The organism is Herbiconiux liukaitaii (assembly GCF_041927495.1).
Classification (GTDB): Bacteria; Actinomycetota; Actinomycetes; order Actinomycetales; family Microbacteriaceae; genus Herbiconiux; species Herbiconiux liukaitaii.
The window spans coordinates 642776-659674 of the sequence record NZ_JBHFHG010000002.1; the positions used below are offsets into that span (position 1 = coordinate 642776).

Consider the following 16899-nt stretch of genomic DNA (forward strand, 5'->3'; position numbering starts at 1 on the left):
GGTACGCGCCCCCCAACCTAACGCAAACCCGCGCCCGACCGCGGAACTAGACTGTCGACATGCCTGAGCCGACGACGTCGTCCGAGAAACCCGCCCCCAAGCGGGTCAGGACCCGCCACTTCCAGACCGCGAAGGACGACGGGATCCTGATCACGGGCCTCACGAGCTACGACATGCTCTCGGCGCAGATCTTCGACGAGGCGGGCATCGACTTCCTGCTCGTGGGCGATTCCGCCGGCAACAACGTGCTCGGCTACGACACCACGGTGCCCGTGACGGTCGACGAGCTCATCCCGCTCGCTCGCGGTGTCGCGGGGGCCGTGAAGCGCGCGTTCGTGGTGGCCGACATGCCGTTCGGCTCCTACGAGAACAGCGCCGAGGAGGCCCTGCACACGGCCGTGCGCTTCATGAAGGAGTCGAGGGCCCACGCGGTCAAGCTCGAGGGCGGTGTGCGGAGCGCCGACAAGATCCGCCGCATCGTCGACGCCGGCATCCCCGTGATGGCGCACATCGGCTTCACCCCGCAGAGCGAGCACGGTCTCGGCGGTCACATCATCCAGGGGCGAGGCGAGGGCGAAGCCGCCCTGCTGGCCGACGCTCTCGCGGTCGAGGAGGCCGGTGCCTTCGCGGTCGTGCTCGAGATGGTGCCCGCCGACGTGGCCGGGCGTGTCACGGCCGCCCTGCGCATCCCGAGCATCGGAGTGGGCGCGGGACCGCAGGTCGACGGTCAGCTGCTCGTCTGGACCGACTTCGCCGGGTTCTCGACCGGGCGCATCCCCAAGTTCGTGAAGCAGTACGCGGATCTCCGCGGCTCTCTCACCGAGGCGGTCACGGCCTTCCGCGCCGACGTCGCCGCGCGCAGCTACCCCGGCCCCGAGCACAGCTACGACTGACCGACCGCCGACCTTGAACCACCCCATCCACGGAGGAATGATGAGCGACGACCCGTCGACCCAGTACTGGTACAACATGACGACCGGAGAGGTCGAGAAGGGCTACCAGTCCTCCGTCGTCGACCGCGTCGGCCCGTTCGCCACCGCCGAGGAGGCGGGGCACGCCCTCGAGAAACTGCGCGCCAACAGCGCCAAGTGGGCCGAGGACGACGCATCGGACGACCGTCGATGAGCGATTCCTCGACGCCCTCGACCGCCGCTGACGCCTCCGACGTCGCAGCGGGGCCGCACACGGTCGCCGTCGGCATCGACATCGGCGGCACCGGCATCAAGGGCGCGATCGTCGACGTGACGACGGGCGAGCTGCTCACCGACCGCAAGAAGATCCCCACCCCCGAGGGCGGCGAGCCCGACGACATCGCCAAGACCGTGCTCGACCTCGTGGCCTCGCTCGGCGAGATCCCGGCGAACGCCTCGGTGGGCGTGTGCTTCCCCGCCGTGGTGCGGAGCGGTGTGACCATGTCGGCCGCGAACGTCTCGAAGAAGTGGATCGGCTTCGAGGCCGAGAAGCTCTTCGAGAAGACGCTCGGCCGCGACATCACCTTCGTGAACGATGCGGATGCCGCGGGCTTCGGCGAGGTGCGCTACGGCGCCGCCAAGGGGCGGGGCGGCCTCGTGATCGTCACGACGCTCGGCACCGGCATCGGCACGGCGCTCATCTACGACGGTGTGCTCATCCCCAACGCGGAGCTCGGCCACCTCGAGATCGAGGGCGTCGACTACGAGACCAAGGCCGCGTACTCCGCCAAGGAGCGCGAGGACCTGAGCTGGAAGAAGTGGGCCGCCCGCCTGCAGAAGTACTACACGACCGTGGAGATGCTGCTCTCGCCCGACCTCTTCATCGTGGGCGGCGGCGTCTCGAAGCACTTCGAGGACTTCCTCCCCCTGCTCGAGCTGCAGACCGAGATCGTGCCCGCGACCCTGCGCAACAACGCCGGCATCCTCGGCGCAGCCTGCCTCTCGACGATGCGTGCGGAGTTCCTGCAGTAGGCTCGCGGATGTGAATGGGCCGGCAGACGGTCGCGTCGTCGGGCTCCGGCCCGGCGCCGAGGAACGTCCGGGCTCCACAGAGCAGGGCGGTGGGTAACACCCACCCGGGGCAACCCGCGAGACAGTGCCACAGAGAACAGACCGCCACGGGCTCAGGCCCGGGGTAAGGGTGAAACGGTGGTGTAAGAGACCACCAGAGGCCGCGGTGACGCGGTCGGCTCGGTAAACCTCGCCCGGAGCAAGGTCAACAGGATGTGCTAACGCTGCTCGCTCAGCATCCGGGTAGACCGCTCGAGGGCTGCGGCGACGCAGCTCCTAGATAGATGGCCGTCACGGGGCCTCGTGCCCCGGACAGAACCCGGCGTATCGCCGGCCCATTCACCTCTGAGCCGGTGCAGCTCAGAGTCCGTGCAGCTCAGAGCCCGGACTCCTCCGTGCGCACGAGGATGCAGTTGCTCTCGGGGTCGAACACGACCTCGTCCTCCGGCGCTGAGCGGATCGCGGCGAGATCCGACTCGGTGAGCGCCATGTTGCTGCCGAGCGACACCCCACGGGTAAGGAGCGCCGCCCCCACGCCGTAGCGCTCGCGCTGGCGCTCGTACAGCTTCAGCAGCTCCGGATCCTGGATGCCGCCCGCCACGGCGGACCGCTCCGAGACGGCCACGGCGAGCTGGTTCGCGAGCCGCGTCTTCTGCTCGTCCCTGGCCCCCGCGAGCAGTCGCTCCTCGGTGGCGATGTCGTCGCGACGGGCCACGACCACCGCGAGCCGCTCCTCGATCTCCTCCATGCGCTCCATCACGGCGAGCTGGATGTCCTCGAGGTTCGACCGGCGCACGGCGAGCGAGGCGATCTCGTGCTCGAGACCCTGGATGTCCTTGCCGGAGCTCGACACCTGCAGCCGCTCCTGGTCGCGCTTGACGCGGGCGGCGACCGTCTCGACGTCGGACTCGACCCTCGCGATCTCGGCCTTCGCATCCTCGAGCTCGCCGTTCACCCCGGCCCACTCCTGGCGGGCGGCCGCCGCATCGCGCTGCAGCTCGACCAGTCGCGCCTCCTGCGGGAGGGTGCGGAGGGCGTGCTGCAGCTGCGCGACGCGGTTATCGGCGGCCTGGAGGTCGAGCAGCTTGCGCTGCTCGGAGGCGGGAGCCTTCATCGGTGGTCCTTCGTGTCTGAGGGGCGTACGGGGAGAGCAGTCACTGCGTGACCGCGAAATCCCAGGGATCGGTGCGGAGGTCGCTCACCACGAACTCGACCTCGGGCAGCTCGCGGCGAAGCGCCGCGGCGGCCTCGTCGAGCCACAGCCACTCGCTCGCCCAGTGCGAGACGTCGACGAGGGCGGGGCCGCCCGCGTGCAGGCTCTGCTCGCGCGACTCCGAGGCGGGGTGGTGGCGCAGGTCGGAGGTGATGTAGACGTCGGCGGCACGCACGGCGGGGTGGCCGAGCAGCGAGTCGCCCGCGCCGCCGCAGAGCGCCACGGTGGAGACCTCCTGGTCGTAGTCGCCGGAGACCCGCACGCCCGCGGCGGTGGCGGGCAGGATCTCGCCGAGGGCGAGCGCGAGGCGGCCGAGGGTGGTCGGCGCCGGCAACGTGCCCACGCGGCCGAGCCCCGTGCCGTCACGGTCGCCCGGCTCGATCGCGGACTGCTCCACGAGCCCGAGGCGCTTGGCGAGGGCGGAGGACGTGCCGTCGTCGACGATGTCGGCGTTCGTGTGCGCGGCGATGAGGGCGCACCTGGCCCGGATGAGGGAGGCGAGCAGAGCGCCCTTGTAGCCCGTCTCGGCGATCGTGGTGACACCGCGGAGGAGCAGCGGATGGTGCACGAGCAGCACATCGGCCTCCTCGGCCACGGCCTGCTCGACGGTGGCGGCGACGGCATCGACCGCGAGGAGCACTCGGCGCACGGGATCGGTCGGGGCACCGCTCACGAGACCGGGCGCATCCCACGACTCCGCGAACTCGGTGGGCCAGAGCCGTTCGACGGCGGCGTTGAACTCGGAGAGCGTGGTCACTCCTCCAGACTAGTCGGCACCGCAGCGGGCTACTCGGCGGGGAGTCCGACGGCGTCGGCGGAGCGCTCCCAGAGGGCCCGCTGGAGCGTCGCATCCGTCGCCTGCTTCGCCACGGGGCCGTCGGCGTGCAGTCGGTCGAAGTAGGCGCCGTTGTCGGCGGGCACGGCGGAGGGGGCTGCGAGGGCGATGAGGGGGGCGGCGCCCACCTCGGCGGTGATGCCCCAGCGGCTGCCGGTGAGGGCGTTGCCGATCCTGATGAGCCGCGAGGTGGCGCCGAAGCTCGTGTTCACGGCCCCCGGGTGCACCGAGTAGGCCTCGATGCCCGAGGGGCCCTCGCGCCGCGCGAGCTCCTTGGTGAAGAGGATGACGGCGAGCTTGGCGGTGCCGTAGGCGCGCCAGCCGCCCTGCCAGGCGTGGTGTGCGCGGTCGAGATCGTCGAGGTCGATCTTGCCGACCCGGTTGGCGACGCTCGACGTGGTGATCACGCGACCGCGGCCCGGTGTGGCGGGCCCGGCGCCTGGGCCTGTGCCGGCGGCGGCGCGGTGCAGCTCGGGGAGGAGCAGGCGGGTGAGGAGGTAGTGCGAGTACAGGTTGGTCTGGATGGTGGCGTCGTGGCCGTCGACGGTGCGGGTGCGCTCCGAGATGAGCCCGCCGGCATTGTTGAGCAGCACGTCGATCGTGCCGCAGCGCTCCTGGAGGGCTGCCGCGAGACCGCGCACCTCGGCGAAGGAGGCGAAGTCGGCGAGCAGGTGCTCGGCGCCGATGCCCTCGGCGACCTCGCGGGTGCGCTCGGGGTTGCGGCCCACCACGATGACCCTGTCGCCCTCGGCGGCGAAGTGCCGCGCGGTGACGGCTCCGATGCCGGAGCTGGCTCCGGTGATGACGATCGTGCGCTTCTCGCTCATGCTCTCGACCCTAGGCGGTCACGGCTGGGCGCCCGCCCGTCCCGGGCACCGGCGGGTCAGGACTCGACGCCTGGCAGCTCGGCGGAGGCGACGGTGGCTCCCTGGGAGTCGACGATCTCGACGCGAGCGGCGTCTCCGCGGAGCGTGGAGACGTTCATGCGGCAGTCGATCACCGCCTCGCTGCCGGCGAACGAGCCGGAGGCGTGCTCCTCGCCGGCGCCGTCGACGACGACCACCGAGTAGCTCGCACCCACGGGGAGACCCTCGACCTCGAGGATCGTCTCGGTGCCCCAGGTGTGCGCCACGACGCCTCCGTCGACCCGCACGCCATCGGGTTCGCCCAGGAAGTCGACGGATTCGAGGGCTCCGAGCTCTCCGGGGGCGCCGGAGGCCATCCGCTCCTCCCCCGGTGAGGCGAGGGCGCCGATGCCCACACCGAGGCCGAGCGCGAGACACGCGGCGGCCGCGGCGGCGATGAGCGGCACGCGGCGGCGGAGGGGGGTGACGGTCGCCACAGGGGCGGCCTCGTGCGGGGCCTCGTGCGGTGCGTTCTTGTGCGGGGCCTCGCGCTGAGGCTCGTGCGGGGCGGTCTCGTGCGGGGCGGCGATGCCGGTGACCCGGTCGCGGAGGGCGGCCGAGGGCAGGGAGTCGTCCCACGTCGGCACGGTCTCGGCGAGCGAGGCGATGAGGGCGCGGAGCTCCTCGATCTCGGGGTCGATCGACGGGTCGACGAGGCGAGCGGCGTCGAGTTCTCGCCGCTCCTCGTCGGTCAGGGCGTTCGCGGCGGCCGCGGCGATGAGTTCGTCGCGCCGCTCGGGAGTCGGGTTCATGCGCGACTCTCCTCTCCATCGATGTGGCTGCGCAGGGCGCGCAGAGCGTAGAACACGCGGGATCTGAGGGTGCCGACGGGCACACCGCTCCTGGCGGAGGCCTCGGCGTAGGTGCTGCCGTCGATGTGGATGGCCACGAAGGCGCTGCGGTGCTCGTGGCTGAGCTTCGCGAGAGCCTCCACGATGACCAGGCGGTCGAGGGTGTCGACCGTCTCGGCGGGAGCATCCTCGACCTCATCGCCTGGCACGAGGCGCGGCACCCGCTGCTGGGCGCGCTGCACGTCGAGGATGACGTTGCGCTGGATGGCGAACAGCCAGGTGCGCGCGCCACCGCGGTCGGGGTCGAAGCTCTCGCGCGCCCGCCAGGCACGGAGGAAGGTCTCCTGCACGCAGTCCTCCGCGAGGGGGCGGTCGCGGAGGGCGTTGATGGCGTAACCGAAGAGGGCTGCGCCGTGGGCGTCGTACTCCGCGGCGAGGTCGAACCCTGCGGAGCGGCTGGAGGTATCAGGCGGCCCGGATGCGTCGGACGGCGGCGGTGAGGCGGTCATCACACTCCCCTGCGCGGTCACGGAACCTCCTCAGCCTAGCCAGACGCCCTGGCACCAAGGGATACGACGGCGGGGGCCTCCCCGTTCAGCGGGGAGGCCGGATCCGCGTCTATCCCTCGGAAAACTTTCTCGGATGCGATTGAACGCGTGGCGGTCTCCCGCAGTACACCCCTCGGAACGGGCAACAGGGCCCGCTCGAGAGGGAGGTCGCCATGTCCATTCAGAGAACCGCTCGACGCCGCACCGGATTCATCGCGCTGGGGGGTGCAGCCCTCGCCGGCGGAGCACTCGTCTTCGGTGCCGCGGCACCCGCCTCCGCCGAGACCGAGGTGGCGGAGCCGAGCAGCTTCACGAGCGCCTTCACCGTGATGGCCACGCCCGACCAGGTGCTCAACGCCGACGGGGTCGCGACCCCCGGACCCGCGGGCGCCTCGGGCACGTTCGACTTCAGGGTCAACTCCGAGCTCGACATCATCTGCTACGACATCACCGTGAGCGGCATCTCGGGCGACTACATGAGCCCCGCGAAGACCGCCACGCACATCCACCAGGCTGCCGCGGGCAAGGCAGGCCCCCCGCGGATCGCGTTCCCGAACCCCGCACCGATCGGCGACGGGCCGCGCACGAGCTCCGGCTGCCTGCAGGGGCCGTTCACCACGGGTGTGCTCGTGGACGGGGTCGACACCGGAACGGGCTTCACCCTCGCCCAGCTCGAGGCCGACGCCGCGGCGTTCGCCGCCGACACCCACACCGCGGCCAACCCCGCCGGTGCCGTGCGCGGCCAGCTCACCCAGGTGCCGATCGGCGGCGTCCAGACCGGCGGAGGTGCAACGGCCGCCTCGACCGGCGCCGCGGACTCGATGGGCCTGATGGCCATCGCGGGATCGCTCGGCCTCGCCGCCGCGGGAACGGCCGTGGCCGTCGGCGTGCTGCGTCGCCGCCGCACCCTCACCGAGAGCTGAGATGCGCCGGATCGAAGGGCGTCGAACCCTGCGTGACCGATGGGGTGCCGCGGGGGTGGCGGCGCTCGCCGGTGCGCTGCTGCTGAGCGCATGCGCCGGGCCGGGGGCGTCCGGCGCGAGCGACGGTGCGTCATCCGCTCGCGACGAAGCGGGCGCGACGTCGTCCAGTCCTCGCCCCTTCGATCCGGCTCCCACGTCCTCACCGTCCGAACCGCCCACCGGGGCGGGCTCCCCCGCGGCAACGGAGGCGCCGCTGCCGCCCGCTCGGGGTGAGCCTCCGGCGCGGCTCACCGTGCCCGCGCTCGGGCTCGACGAGGAGCTCATCGACCTCGGGATCGGTGAGGACGGCTCGATGGAGGTGCCCACCGACTTCTCCCGCGTGGGATGGTTCACGGGCGGCGGCAGGCCGGGCGGCATCGGGCCCACCGTGCTGGCGGGGCACGTGGATTCGGCGGTGGGCCCGGCGGTCTTCTTCGAACTCGGAGCGCTCGTGCCGGGGGATCGCTTCTCTGTGACGGATGCGTCGGGCACGGTGTTCGACTACGAGGTCTACCGCGCGGAGGACTTCGCGAAGAACGACTTCCCCACCGCCGAGGTGTTCGGCGCCCTGCTCGCCGACGAGGTGCGCCTCATCACCTGCACGGGCCTGTTCGACGACTCGACAGGGCATTACGAGGACAACCGCGTGGTCTTCGCGGCCCGCGTCTGAGCCGTCCGACCCCGAGGGGCATCACGCGCTGGTGCGCTCGAACCCGCCATCCGCCGTGCGCACCACGAGGCCGCGGCGCTCGAACTCCTCGAGCCAGCCCAGCATGGGCCAGCTGCCCCAGTGGCGCGCGAAGACCGCGCCGTTCCGCACGATGTCGTCGAGGTGCGACACCGGCGGGCGCTCCACCGGATGGTGCTGGTGGTAGGCGCGGGCCGATCCGATCCACGCCAGCTCCACCCCGCGGGCTCGCGCGCAGAAGGCGAAGTCGGTGTCCTCTCCGCCGTAGCCCGAGTACTCCTCGGAGAAGCCGCCGATACGCAGCCAAGTGGCGGTGGCCACCGCGAACGAGAGCGACCAGAAGAGCTCGTGCGGGCCGCCCAGCTCGATCTGGCCGGCCGCTGGTGCCGGTCGGGCGGCGTGGGGTGCATCCAGCTCGGCGAGTGCGGTGAGGTCGTAGCCGCCGGTCGGAGGCGGATCGAGGTAGGTCACGGGCCCACTCAGCAGGCGACCGCCGTGCGCGGCCGCCGCCTCCCGGTAGGCACCGACGAGCGCCTCGCCCGGCAGGCAGTCGACGTCGAGGAAGACGAGCACCTCCGCCCCGAGCGCGCGTGCGGTGGCGGCACCGAGGTTGCGTGCCCTGGCCAGCGGGAGTCCGTGCTCGGTGGGAGCGCTGCGGAGGTGCACGAGGTGCACACCCTCCAGCTCCAGGAGGGCGCTGCGGCTGAGCTCCTCGTCATCCATCGCGACGATCACGTGGTGGTCGGGCTGCTCGACGGAGCGCAGCACCGCGCGGCGCTGCTGCAGCAGGTGCTCGCGCCGACCGTGCACGATCGTGATGAGGGCGGTGCGGGTCACTCCTGAGCTCCCGACGGTGAGCCGGCGACACGGCGGATGACGGAGGCCGCCCGCTCGGCGCCGCGCCCGTCGTTCCAGTCGGCCCAGAGGCCCGTGTCCTGGGCCAGGGCGTCGTCGAGGATGGCGGCCCATCCTTGCGTGGGAAGTGCGTCGAGCACGACCGCCGGCCAGGCGGCCGAGGCGAGCACGTGCCCGGTGGTGCGCTGTTCGTCGTGAGGGCGGTCCTGCGGCAGGACGACCGCGGGCCGTCGTGCGGCGGCCACCTCGGCGAGGGAGTTCTGGCCCGCGGCCGTCACCACCACATCGGCCTCGAGCAGCAGCGGCCACGGATCCTCGACCCAGCGCCCGTGCCGCCCGCCGATGAGCTCCCATTCCCACCCCGGAGTCTCCGCTCGAGCGCGCTCGAGCATGCCATCGTCGAACACATCTCCCCCGCCGCCCGCGAGCACCACCACCCGCCGCCGACCCGCACCGCTCGTCGGCGGCGATTCCGACTCGGCGCGCATCCGGTGCTCGGCATCGGCATCGACCGCGACCGGGGCGTGCTGCGAGATGGCGCCCACGGGCTCGAGCCGGGCGAGGTCGGCTGCGCCGAAGCCCTCCACCATTCCGGTGGCTGACGGCGGCCACGCCGCGATGAGCGCGCTGCAGACGGCGAAGCCCAGCCGGTGCGCCTCGTCGTCCCGGTCGCCAGGGAGCACGACCCCCACCACGGGCACGCCATGCAGCCGTGCCAAGAGAGTCACCTCCACCGAGACGTCTGACACGAGAGCCCCCGGCCGCGCTCGATCGATCCACGCCGAGATCGCGGCCATCCGCCCGCGGAGTCCGTCGTACCCGAGCGGTACCCAGTGCAACCGGCCGCCGGCATCCGGCTCCAGGACGGTCTCACTGGCCACGGGCTCGTCGCTCGGCAGCTCGATCCACTCCCCCTGCCACGCGGCGGGCCGGCGGAGCGACGACAGCACCGTCACCGGCTCGCCGAGCGCGTGCGCGATCGACCGCGCCCTCGACAGATGCCCGTGCCCCACATGGTGCACGTAGTACCCGATCACGCCGTGTACCCGATCATGCAGCGCACCCGATCACGCTGTGCACCCGATCACGCGGCGCACACCTCGAGCGAGAGCTCGCTGTAGAGCCGCTCGTACGAGTCCACCATCGTGTCCACCGAGCAGTGCTCGAGCGCATGCCGGCGGGTCTCGCGCCGGGAGAGCCGCGCCGCCTCCTGCATGGCCACAGCGAGGGCGGCGAGATCGCCGAGCGGCGCGAGCCGTCCGCTCGCAGGAGTCACGAGCTCGGGCAGAGCCCCCACGGCCACAGCGGCGATGGGTGTGCCGCACGCCATCGCCTCGGCGGCCACGAGCCCGTAGGGCTCGGGCCACGCCGGGGTCACCACGGCCACGGCCGAGCGCCCCACGAGCGCGGCGAGCTCCTCGGTGGCGAGGTGGCCGACGTAGCGGATGTCGTCGCCGAGGCGCGGCTCGATCTCGCGCGCGAAGTAGCCGGGGTCGTGCACGGGGCCCGCCAGCTGCAGCCGCATCCCCGCGAGCCTCGCGGCGTCGATGGCCACGTGCGGAGCCTTCTCCGGCACGATCCGCCCGAACCACACGGCGTCGGAGCCACCTGGCCCGAAGCTCCACTGCTCGGTGTCGACGCCGTTGAGGATGACGCGGGGGTGCGCCACGCCGTCCCAGCGCGCGGCCGTGTCGCGGCTCACGGCGGCGAAGGTGGTGCTGGGGGCGAACCGCACGGCCGACTCGAGCCACACGGTCGGCGGGGTGTGCAGCGTCGTGACCATGGGCACGTCGAGCAGCTCGGCCATGGCCACGGGCAGGTGGTGCAGGCTGTTGTTGTGCACCACGTCGAAGCGGTCGGCGCCGGTGCGCGCGAGCTCCATCATGAGGCCGAGATAGGCGTGATGCTCGCGCATCCAGCCCTCGGGAGGTGCCCCCACGTCGGCGCGGGCCTCGGCGCTCGACTCGAACCGTTCCACGTCGAGAGCCTCCGTCATGAGGGACGGGTCGGATCCGGGAGCGGCGAACAGCGAGACTGTGTGACCGCGCGCCTGCAGAGAGCGCGCGAGGGTGTGGGTGTGGGCCTCGAGGCCGCCCGCGAACGGCTCGGCCACGGGGAAGCGGCTCGACGCGATGATGCAGATCCTCATGCGCGCCCCGCCAGGAGCGCACGGTAGAGCTCGAGGTGGGCTGTCGTGATCTGCTCGCGCTGGGACATGCGGTCGGTGATCGACGCGGCGTGCGACTCCCCGACGTGGTGCGCGGCCTCGTGCAGGGCGCGGATGAGCGACTCGGCGTCGAGCCCGTCGTCACCGCGGTGGTAGGAGTGCACGGGCCCCTGCTCGGCGTAGTAGCCGCAGTCGGGGGCGATCACGTCGGTGCCGAGATCGCGGCACGCCTCGAGCCAGCCGGAGTGGGTGCCGAAGCGGTACGGGAGCACCGAGACGTCGAGCGACGCCAGGTAGCGCCACAGCTCGTCGTCGGTGAAGAAGTCGTGGACGTGCAGCTCGATGTCTCCGCGCTCCGAGGCGGCGAGCAGGTACGCGGCGAGCTCGGGATCGTGCCGCGGCCCCGCCGTGTCGAAGACGTCGGTGTGGCCGTCGACCTGGATCACGGCGCCCGGGAGGCTCTCGGCACCGCGCACGAGGGCCTGGATGGCGGGCAGCGGATCGACGCTCGCGCGCAGGCTCTTGACGTGCACGCCGACGCGGAACACCGCGGATCCGCCGGCCGTCTGCGCGTTGCTCGGCTCTGTGCTCTGCTCGCTGCTCAGCTCGGCGTGCTGGGCCCGCTCGGCACGTTCGGCTCGCTCGGCCCGGATGCGCTCCATCGTGGGAGCGTCCACCACGTGGGGGTGCGGCAGCACGGTGGCCGTGCGACCCCAGCGGTCGAGGATCTCGGCGGCGGCACCCGGTGTGAGGGTGATCAGCGCGTCGGCGGCGGGGATGAGCACGTCGAGCTGCGCGTCGTGCGCCTCCCGGCTCGCGTGGTGCGGGTTGCGCAGGTCGTGCACCGTGTAGACGAAGGGCTTGCCGTGCTCGCGGAGGGCCTCCACGAGCTCGGTCAGCTGCTCGACGGTGCGGGCGTCGAACCCGAACTGCAGGTGGAACACATCGAACTCGTCGGCGTGCGCGCGCACCCACTCGGGATCGAGCATGACCGGGGGCCACCAGCGCTCCACCGCGGAGCGGGTCGGGTCGTCGGGATGCGGATCGGCCAGTCGCACGATGGCCGGGTCCGACCCCTCCGCCGGAGCGAGATGACGCACGTAGACGTGCGACGACGGAACCGTCGCCACCCGTATCGACTCGACCCCTACGACGACATGATCCGGCACAGCTGTTCTCATCGGCATCCTCTCGTCCCCGAACCAGTCAACGGCGAGAAGGATTCCGCGCAAGCGGGTTGACAGGCCGCTCGGGCCACACCTTACTTCGCCCAGCGAAACGCGAGACGTCGAGCTCCGGCAGCGGGAACCGTCGAGGGGTAACCACCTGCCTCGTACAGGCCTACGGTGGGCAGCACCGGCACCACTATCGAAGGAGACCCCCATGGCACTCGAACTCGACGAGCTCGACCTCCCCCACCGCGGCAGCACCTACCGTCTCGCCGGCGGTGCCCCGGAATGGGCGATCACCCGTGGCGGCACTCTGCTCGGCCACCTCGTCATCAAGTCGCCCGCGGGTGAGGAGGGCGAGCCCGTCTACACGACGCGCACGCTCGACGGCGGCGAGGGCAACGTCTTCGGCACCGACTGGGAGCAGATCGTCAAGGCGTACCTCAACGACGTCGACCCCGAGATCGCCGCACCCACCACGGGAGAGTCCGGCGCCTCGCAGTAACGCCGTGCCCGGCCGACGGCCCACCGCGTACTCCCTACCCCCCTACCCCGTACCGCTAGCCTGAACGGATGAGTGGCCGTCCCGTGAGCACACCGCTCGACACATCACCGCTCACAGCGAGGGCGGATCGGGCAGAACTGCGGGCGTTCCGCGCCGGACTGCCCGCGTCGGTGCGGCCCTCCTACGCGGGGATCGTGGTGCCGGCGCTCGCCGTGATGGTGGCGTGCGCCCTGTTCCTCGGGACCTGGTCGTCGCTCATCGGGTTCGGCGATCTCGTCTCCGACCCCGGGCCGGGTGGGTGGAGGGGACTGCTGCTGGTGCTGCTCCCCTCCATCGGCATCCCCCTCCTCCTCGTGTTCTTCGCCATCGGCGCCCTCTCGGCGCGGAGCGGACGTCGCCAGTTCGCACTCGCCCGCTTCGCCCACGCCAACGGTCTGCGCTACGAGCCGGTCGTCGAGCCGGTCACGCTGCCCGGCATGATCTTCGGGGTGGGTTCGAATGCCTCGGGTCGCGATCTGGTGATCGGTGACGACGGACTCGTGGTGGGCAACCACCGTTTCGTCACGGGGTCGGGCAAGAACCGCTCCACGCACCGCTGGGGCTTCGCGTCGCTGGCGCTCGACACGACGCTGCCGCACATCGTGCTCGATGCGACGAGCAACAACTCCCTCTTCGGCGCCTCGAACCTGCCCGTTCCGTTCGATCGTTCGCAGCGGCTCGGTCTGGAGGGAGACTTCGACAAGCACTTCACCCTGTACTGCCCGGCCGGGTACGAGAGCGACGCCCTCTACCTGTTCACCCCCGACATCATGGCCCGCTTCATCGACCGCGCGGCCGAGTTCGACATCGAGATCGTCGACGACCGGCTCTTCCTGTACACGCGCGGCGAACTCGCGACCCTGGATCCGGCCACCTGGACCTGGCTGTGGGGAACCCTGGCCGCGCTCACCGAGAAGCTCGCCCAGTGGCAGCGCTGGCGCGACGAGCGCCTAGGCACCACGACTGCGGGCCCGCTGCCGTCCACCGCCCCCGCGCCAGCGATCATCCGCCCACCCCGGGGCGTGCATCGCTCGGGCCAGCGCCTGCGGCAGACGACCCACTGGATCTGGCTCGTCATCTTCGTGGGCCTCGCAGCCCTGGGCCTCGTCAACCTGGTCGCCGACATCGCGTCGTCCCCCTGAGCGGGATGAGTGGGCCCTACCGGGCTCGAACCGATGACATCCACGGTGTAAACGTGGCGCTCTACCAACTGAGCTAAAGGCCCCCTCGCGCCGAGGCGCCCCAGAAGCATACAGGCCTAGACTGCGGGGGTGTCGACGTCCATGAGCCACGAGCGCGCCCAGGCCGAGCACCGGTGGCCCGCCGCCGTGGGGGTCATCGCCATCATCGTGAGCTACGCCGTGCTGCGCGACGACCTGTTCGGGCCGGTGAGGTACGGGGTCATCATCGTGTGCGTGGCGCTGCTCGGCGCCGTGATCGTGATCAACCCGCACCGCCTGGTGAAGCAGACTGCGTGGTCGAGACGGCTCGGGCTCGTGCTGGTGCTGCTGATCGGGGCCACCAACCAGGTGCTGCTGGTGCTCCTCATCGACCTTCTGGTGCAGAACACGCAGGACGGCCCGACTCTGCTGCTCTCGGCCCTGCAGATCTGGATCACGAACGTGCTCGGCTTCGGCCTGCTGTTCTGGGAGCTCGACCGCGGCGGCCCCGTGGTGCGCACCCAGCGGCCCAGGGGCGACCTGCCGCCCGCCGACTTCCGCTTTCCCCAGGACGAGGACCACGACGCCTCCCCCGAGGTCGCCGCCCATTCGTCGAAGGGCAGCAACTGGCTGCCGGGCTTCGTGGACTACTTCTACTTCTCGCTGTCGAACTCCATGGCGTTCAGCCCCACCGACACCATGCCGCTCACCCACCGCGCCAAAATGCTCATGGGCCTCGAGGCCCTGGCGGGCTTCGTGCTGCTCGCCCTCGTGATCGCCAGAGGCGTCAGCCTGCTGGGCTGACGACATAAGCCCAGCGCTTATAAAGCGCGGATATCAGCCCTGCGCTTATATCCGGTGCGGATCAGCTCTGGGTCGAGATCCAGAGGGCCCCGGCGGAGAGGATGGCGAGCGACCAGCTCACGAGACTGCCCACCAGGAAGTACTCGGCCTTCGACCCTCCCGGGCCGTCGTGCGAGATCTCGGGGAACCGCACGATCCCCTTGGCGGCCAGGATCCCCGCCACGATCGGCAGCGCACCGGCGAGCGAGAGCGCCACGATGAGCAGCCGCTCGAGCGGCCCGATGATGCGGCCTCCTCGCAGATCCTCCACCACGGGCGTCGACACGACGGCCTCCGTGCGCCGACGACGGGACCACCAGCGCACGGGCGCCGCCGCAGCCGGAACAGCAGCCGTCGCCGTTGCACCGGCCTCCGACCCCACCGACGTCAGCGGCGCATCGCCGTCGACACCCCGCACCTCCTCCATGGCCGGCCGCAGCGCCGACCGCACGACGATGTTGGCGCTCTCCACGAGGAAGAGCGCGAGCCCCACGGCCAGCACCACCGTGACGACGGGCAGGGAGGCCAGCGCCCGGATCGGCACGGCCGCCAGCGCGTCGACCAGATACCCCGAGGGCCCGCCGGGCAGCGGATCCCAGAACAGCGACGCCACGAGGGCCACGACGACCGCGACGGCCGGCAGCGCCCTCGCCCGCGAGAACCGCGACCGCGGGCCGGAGCCAGGGCCGGCCGACGCGCTCGTGGTGAGGAGCCACCCCAGCGCGAGCACGAGCGGCACGGCCAGCCACCCGAGCGGCACCCCGAGTCCCGTCGCCGCGAGCACCGGCACGGCGGCCCACACCACGGCCACGACCGCGGCGACGAGCGCCACCGGGCCGCGCCGAGGGCCGGGCCCGAGGGTCGACCGTGCGATGTCGGCCGCACCGATCAGCACCAGCAGCAGCGCTCCGACGATCACAGCGCCCCCTTGAGCTGAGCGACCGCCGCGAGCAGGTTCATGCCCCCGGATCTCCGCAGCGCCTGCGACACAGCACCCTGCGAGATGCCCTCCAGCTCGGCCAGCTCGCTCTGCAGCCGACCGCACATCGTGCCGAAGGTCAGCCGCCTCGCCCTCTCGTTCATCGACCCCACGACGTGGTCGCGGGCGAGCAGGTACGCGTTCACAGTGGCCTCCAGCACGGTGTCGTCCGGGCCGCCGCGCAGCCAGCCGCGAAGGCTCGGTGTGCGGGAGTCCTCCCGCTCGTGCGCCTCGTCGATGGCCTCGCGGGCACGCCACCACCCCGATCCGTCCTGGATCACACCCGTGGCGCCCTCGCCGACGGCCTGCACCTCACCGAGGCCGAGTCCGAAGCGGCAGTCCACCCCGTCGGGCAGGGAGAGCCTCGCGGCGAGCGTGGCCTCGAGCGCGCTGCCGAGGCTCGGATACACCGCCTGGAACTCGTCTCCCACGGTGGCCCTGAGCGGCTCGCCGTGCCCGATGAGCTCGTTCACCTCGTCGAAGCCGCCCAGGATGCCGGCCTGCACGGTCGGCCTGTCCACGAGCTTGCGGGATCCGACGATGTCGACGATCACGGCGGTCTGGAGTAAGTCCATGAATATAAGCCTAGCGCTTATAAAGACGGAATATTAGCTGTGGGCTGATATCTCAGACGCGGGCGGGTGCGAGGTCCTCGACCGCGGCGCGATAGGCCTCGATCGAGCGGGCCTCGCCGGGAGCGGTGATGAAGCTCGCGCGGATGATGCGGTGGGTGTCGATGAGGAAGGTCGCGCGATTGGCGAAGCCCTTCTCCTCGAGGAAGACCCCGTAGTCCTTGGCGACGTCGCCGTGCGGCCAGAAGTCGGCCACGAGCGTGAAGTCGTAGCCCTCCTTCTCGGCCCAGGCCCGCAGCGTGGCCTTGGAATCGACCGAGATGCCGATGAGCTCGACGTTGGCGTTCTTGAACATCGAGAGGTTCTCCTCGAGCGCGCACAGCTCGCTCGTGCACACTCCCGAGAAGGCGAGAGGGAAGAAGACCAGGGCCACGGGCTTCTTGCCCTGGAACTGACTCAGGCGAACGCGCTCCCCGAATTGGTTGGGGAGCTCGAAGTCGGGGGCCAGAGTGTCGTTCTCCAAAGCCATGAGGCTTCCTTTCACTGCCGGTCGTCGTTCCGGCAAACGCGTCCCCGATACTAGACCCGCCCGGGCGATACTCCAAGCGCCGCACGGGTGGCGCACAGGGCCGAGGGCCCGGAGAAAGTCACTAGGCTGGTCTGTGGCGTTCCGCTCCACTATCCCG

20 protein-coding genes, 1 tRNA gene and 1 other RNA gene are annotated in these 16899 nt (G+C 71.4%); 9 read left to right on the forward strand and 13 right to left on the reverse strand.

Annotation, left to right across the window (positions count from 1 at the left end; translation table 11 throughout):
- Positions 1–59 precede the first annotated feature (59 nt).
- From panB to rnpB, 4 genes are all read left to right on the forward strand, one after another.
- Positions 60–893, forward strand: a complete 834-nt coding sequence (panB, locus tag ACEXQC_RS03555) for a 3-methyl-2-oxobutanoate hydroxymethyltransferase (RefSeq protein WP_374818423.1) — start codon at positions 60–62, stop codon at positions 891–893.
- Positions 894–933: 40 nt separating this feature from the next.
- Positions 934–1125, forward strand: coding sequence for an SPOR domain-containing protein (locus tag ACEXQC_RS03560; RefSeq protein WP_374818425.1), 192 nt, complete (start codon positions 934–936; stop codon positions 1123–1125).
- Complete coding sequence (ppgK, locus tag ACEXQC_RS03565; RefSeq protein WP_374818427.1) at positions 1122–1943, forward strand: polyphosphate--glucose phosphotransferase; 822 nt, start codon at positions 1122–1124, stop codon at positions 1941–1943. Before ACEXQC_RS03560 ends, ppgK begins: the two co-directional genes overlap by 4 nt.
- Before the next feature lie 14 nt (positions 1944–1957).
- Positions 1958–2325, forward strand: an RNA gene (gene rnpB, locus ACEXQC_RS03570) — RNase P RNA component class A.
- A 33-nt stretch (positions 2326–2358) separates the two neighbouring features.
- Here the strand turns inward: rnpB and ACEXQC_RS03575 are convergent.
- Genes ACEXQC_RS03575 through ACEXQC_RS03595 form a run of 5 tightly spaced genes read right to left on the reverse strand, consistent with a single transcriptional unit; the run spans position 2359 to position 6235 of the window.
- Complete coding sequence (locus ACEXQC_RS03575; protein ID WP_374818429.1) at positions 2359–3096, reverse strand: zinc ribbon domain-containing protein; 738 nt, start codon at positions 3094–3096, stop codon at positions 2359–2361.
- Positions 3097–3136: 40 nt separating this feature from the next.
- Positions 3137–3952, reverse strand: coding sequence for a Nif3-like dinuclear metal center hexameric protein (locus ACEXQC_RS03580; RefSeq protein WP_374818431.1), 816 nt, complete (start codon positions 3950–3952; stop codon positions 3137–3139).
- Positions 3953–3981: 29 nt separating this feature from the next.
- Complete coding sequence (locus tag ACEXQC_RS03585; RefSeq protein ID WP_374818433.1) at positions 3982–4857, reverse strand: SDR family NAD(P)-dependent oxidoreductase; 876 nt, start codon at positions 4855–4857, stop codon at positions 3982–3984.
- A 56-nt stretch (positions 4858–4913) separates the two neighbouring features.
- Entirely contained in the window at positions 4914–5687 is a 774-nt protein-coding gene (locus tag ACEXQC_RS03590) for a hypothetical protein (RefSeq protein WP_374818435.1), read from the reverse strand.
- The gene (locus tag ACEXQC_RS03595; RefSeq protein WP_374818437.1) at positions 5684–6235 is read right to left on the reverse strand and encodes a sigma-70 family RNA polymerase sigma factor; all 552 of its coding nucleotides are present in this window, start codon (positions 6233–6235) and stop codon (positions 5684–5686) included. Before ACEXQC_RS03595 ends, ACEXQC_RS03590 begins: the two co-directional genes overlap by 4 nt.
- Positions 6236–6447: 212 nt before the next feature.
- On the opposite strand from ACEXQC_RS03595, the gene ACEXQC_RS03600 reads away from it, so the two are divergent.
- Both ACEXQC_RS03600 and ACEXQC_RS03605 read left to right on the forward strand, forming a co-directional pair.
- Complete coding sequence (locus ACEXQC_RS03600; protein WP_374818439.1) at positions 6448–7197, forward strand: CHRD domain-containing protein; 750 nt, start codon at positions 6448–6450, stop codon at positions 7195–7197.
- Between the two features lie 55 nt (positions 7198–7252).
- A complete protein-coding gene (locus ACEXQC_RS03605) occupies positions 7253–7906 on the forward strand; it encodes a class F sortase (protein WP_374818441.1) in 654 nt (217 codons plus the stop codon).
- Between the two features lie 21 nt (positions 7907–7927).
- On the opposite strand, the gene ACEXQC_RS03610 is transcribed toward ACEXQC_RS03605, so the two are convergent.
- Genes ACEXQC_RS03610 through ACEXQC_RS03625 form a run of 4 tightly spaced genes read right to left on the reverse strand, consistent with a single transcriptional unit; the run spans position 7928 to position 12127 of the window.
- The gene (locus ACEXQC_RS03610; RefSeq protein ID WP_374818443.1) at positions 7928–8761 is read right to left on the reverse strand and encodes a glycosyltransferase family 2 protein; all 834 of its coding nucleotides are present in this window, start codon (positions 8759–8761) and stop codon (positions 7928–7930) included.
- Positions 8758–9816: a hypothetical protein gene (locus ACEXQC_RS03615; protein WP_374818445.1), complete on the reverse strand. Its 1059-nt coding sequence runs from the start codon at positions 9814–9816 to the stop codon at positions 8758–8760. The genes ACEXQC_RS03610 and ACEXQC_RS03615 overlap by 4 nt, the downstream gene beginning before the upstream one ends.
- Before the next feature lie 47 nt (positions 9817–9863).
- On the reverse strand, positions 9864–10928 hold the full coding sequence (locus ACEXQC_RS03620) for a glycosyltransferase (RefSeq protein ID WP_374818447.1): 1065 nt from the start codon (positions 10926–10928) through the stop codon (positions 9864–9866).
- Entirely contained in the window at positions 10925–12127 is a 1203-nt protein-coding gene (locus ACEXQC_RS03625; protein WP_374818449.1) for a glycosyltransferase family 1 protein, read from the reverse strand. The genes ACEXQC_RS03620 and ACEXQC_RS03625 overlap by 4 nt, the downstream gene beginning before the upstream one ends.
- A 202-nt stretch (positions 12128–12329) precedes the next feature.
- On the opposite strand from ACEXQC_RS03625, the gene ACEXQC_RS03630 reads away from it, so the two are divergent.
- Together ACEXQC_RS03630 and ACEXQC_RS03635 are read left to right on the forward strand one after the other, a co-directional pair.
- Positions 12330–12620: a hypothetical protein gene (locus tag ACEXQC_RS03630; RefSeq protein WP_374818451.1), complete on the forward strand. Its 291-nt coding sequence runs from the start codon at positions 12330–12332 to the stop codon at positions 12618–12620.
- 68 nt (positions 12621–12688) lie between these two features.
- A complete protein-coding gene (locus ACEXQC_RS03635; RefSeq protein WP_374818453.1) occupies positions 12689–13801 on the forward strand; it encodes a hypothetical protein in 1113 nt (370 codons plus the stop codon).
- Between the two features lie 10 nt (positions 13802–13811).
- Here ACEXQC_RS03635 and ACEXQC_RS03640 read toward each other — a convergent pair.
- Positions 13812–13884, reverse strand: a tRNA-Val gene (locus ACEXQC_RS03640).
- Between the two features lie 46 nt (positions 13885–13930).
- Between ACEXQC_RS03640 and ACEXQC_RS03645 the strand changes: the two genes are divergently transcribed.
- Positions 13931–14623, forward strand: coding sequence for a hypothetical protein (locus ACEXQC_RS03645; protein ID WP_374818455.1), 693 nt, complete (start codon positions 13931–13933; stop codon positions 14621–14623).
- A 61-nt stretch (positions 14624–14684) separates the two neighbouring features.
- On the opposite strand, the gene ACEXQC_RS03650 is transcribed toward ACEXQC_RS03645, so the two are convergent.
- Genes ACEXQC_RS03650 through ACEXQC_RS03660 form a run of 3 tightly spaced genes read right to left on the reverse strand, consistent with a single transcriptional unit; the run spans position 14685 to position 16742 of the window.
- On the reverse strand, positions 14685–15581 hold the full coding sequence (locus ACEXQC_RS03650) for a hypothetical protein (protein ID WP_374818457.1): 897 nt from the start codon (positions 15579–15581) through the stop codon (positions 14685–14687).
- Complete coding sequence (locus ACEXQC_RS03655) at positions 15578–16216, reverse strand: SatD family protein (RefSeq protein ID WP_374818459.1); 639 nt, start codon at positions 16214–16216, stop codon at positions 15578–15580. The genes ACEXQC_RS03650 and ACEXQC_RS03655 overlap by 4 nt, the downstream gene beginning before the upstream one ends.
- A gap of 52 nt (positions 16217–16268) precedes the next feature.
- Positions 16269–16742 carry a peroxiredoxin gene (locus ACEXQC_RS03660; RefSeq protein WP_374818461.1) on the reverse strand — a complete coding sequence of 158 codons (474 nt, stop codon included), beginning with the start codon at positions 16740–16742 and terminating at the stop codon, positions 16269–16271.
- Positions 16743–16899: the final 157 nt, after the last annotated feature.

What these genes read in the sequence shown, in the direction of transcription:
- ACEXQC_RS03630 (WP_374818451.1), top strand. Translation starts at nt 12,330, where the DNA reads ATGGCACTCGAACTCGACGAGCTCGACCTCCCCCACCGCGGCAGCACC.
- ACEXQC_RS03655 (WP_374818459.1), bottom strand. Translation starts at nt 16,216, where the DNA reads ATGGACTTACTCCAGACCGCCGTGATCGTCGACATCGTCGGATCCCGC.
- ACEXQC_RS03660 (WP_374818461.1), bottom strand. Translation starts at nt 16,742, where the DNA reads ATGGCTTTGGAGAACGACACTCTGGCCCCCGACTTCGAGCTCCCCAAC.
- panB (WP_374818423.1), top strand. Translation starts at nt 60, where the DNA reads ATGCCTGAGCCGACGACGTCGTCCGAGAAACCCGCCCCCAAGCGGGTC.
- ACEXQC_RS03595 (WP_374818437.1), bottom strand. Translation starts at nt 6,235, where the DNA reads ATGACCGCCTCACCGCCGCCGTCCGACGCATCCGGGCCGCCTGATACC.
- ACEXQC_RS03575 (WP_374818429.1), bottom strand. Translation starts at nt 3,096, where the DNA reads ATGAAGGCTCCCGCCTCCGAGCAGCGCAAGCTGCTCGACCTCCAGGCC.
- ACEXQC_RS03635 (WP_374818453.1), top strand. Translation starts at nt 12,689, where the DNA reads ATGAGTGGCCGTCCCGTGAGCACACCGCTCGACACATCACCGCTCACA.
- ACEXQC_RS03625 (WP_374818449.1), bottom strand. Translation starts at nt 12,127, where the DNA reads ATGAGAACAGCTGTGCCGGATCATGTCGTCGTAGGGGTCGAGTCGATA.
- ACEXQC_RS03600 (WP_374818439.1), top strand. Translation starts at nt 6,448, where the DNA reads ATGTCCATTCAGAGAACCGCTCGACGCCGCACCGGATTCATCGCGCTG.
- ppgK (WP_374818427.1), top strand. Translation starts at nt 1,122, where the DNA reads ATGAGCGATTCCTCGACGCCCTCGACCGCCGCTGACGCCTCCGACGTC.
- ACEXQC_RS03620 (WP_374818447.1), bottom strand. Translation starts at nt 10,928, where the DNA reads ATGAGGATCTGCATCATCGCGTCGAGCCGCTTCCCCGTGGCCGAGCCG.
- ACEXQC_RS03590 (WP_374818435.1), bottom strand. Translation starts at nt 5,687, where the DNA reads ATGAACCCGACTCCCGAGCGGCGCGACGAACTCATCGCCGCGGCCGCC.
- ACEXQC_RS03560 (WP_374818425.1), top strand. Translation starts at nt 934, where the DNA reads ATGAGCGACGACCCGTCGACCCAGTACTGGTACAACATGACGACCGGA.
- ACEXQC_RS03585 (WP_374818433.1), bottom strand. Translation starts at nt 4,857, where the DNA reads ATGAGCGAGAAGCGCACGATCGTCATCACCGGAGCCAGCTCCGGCATC.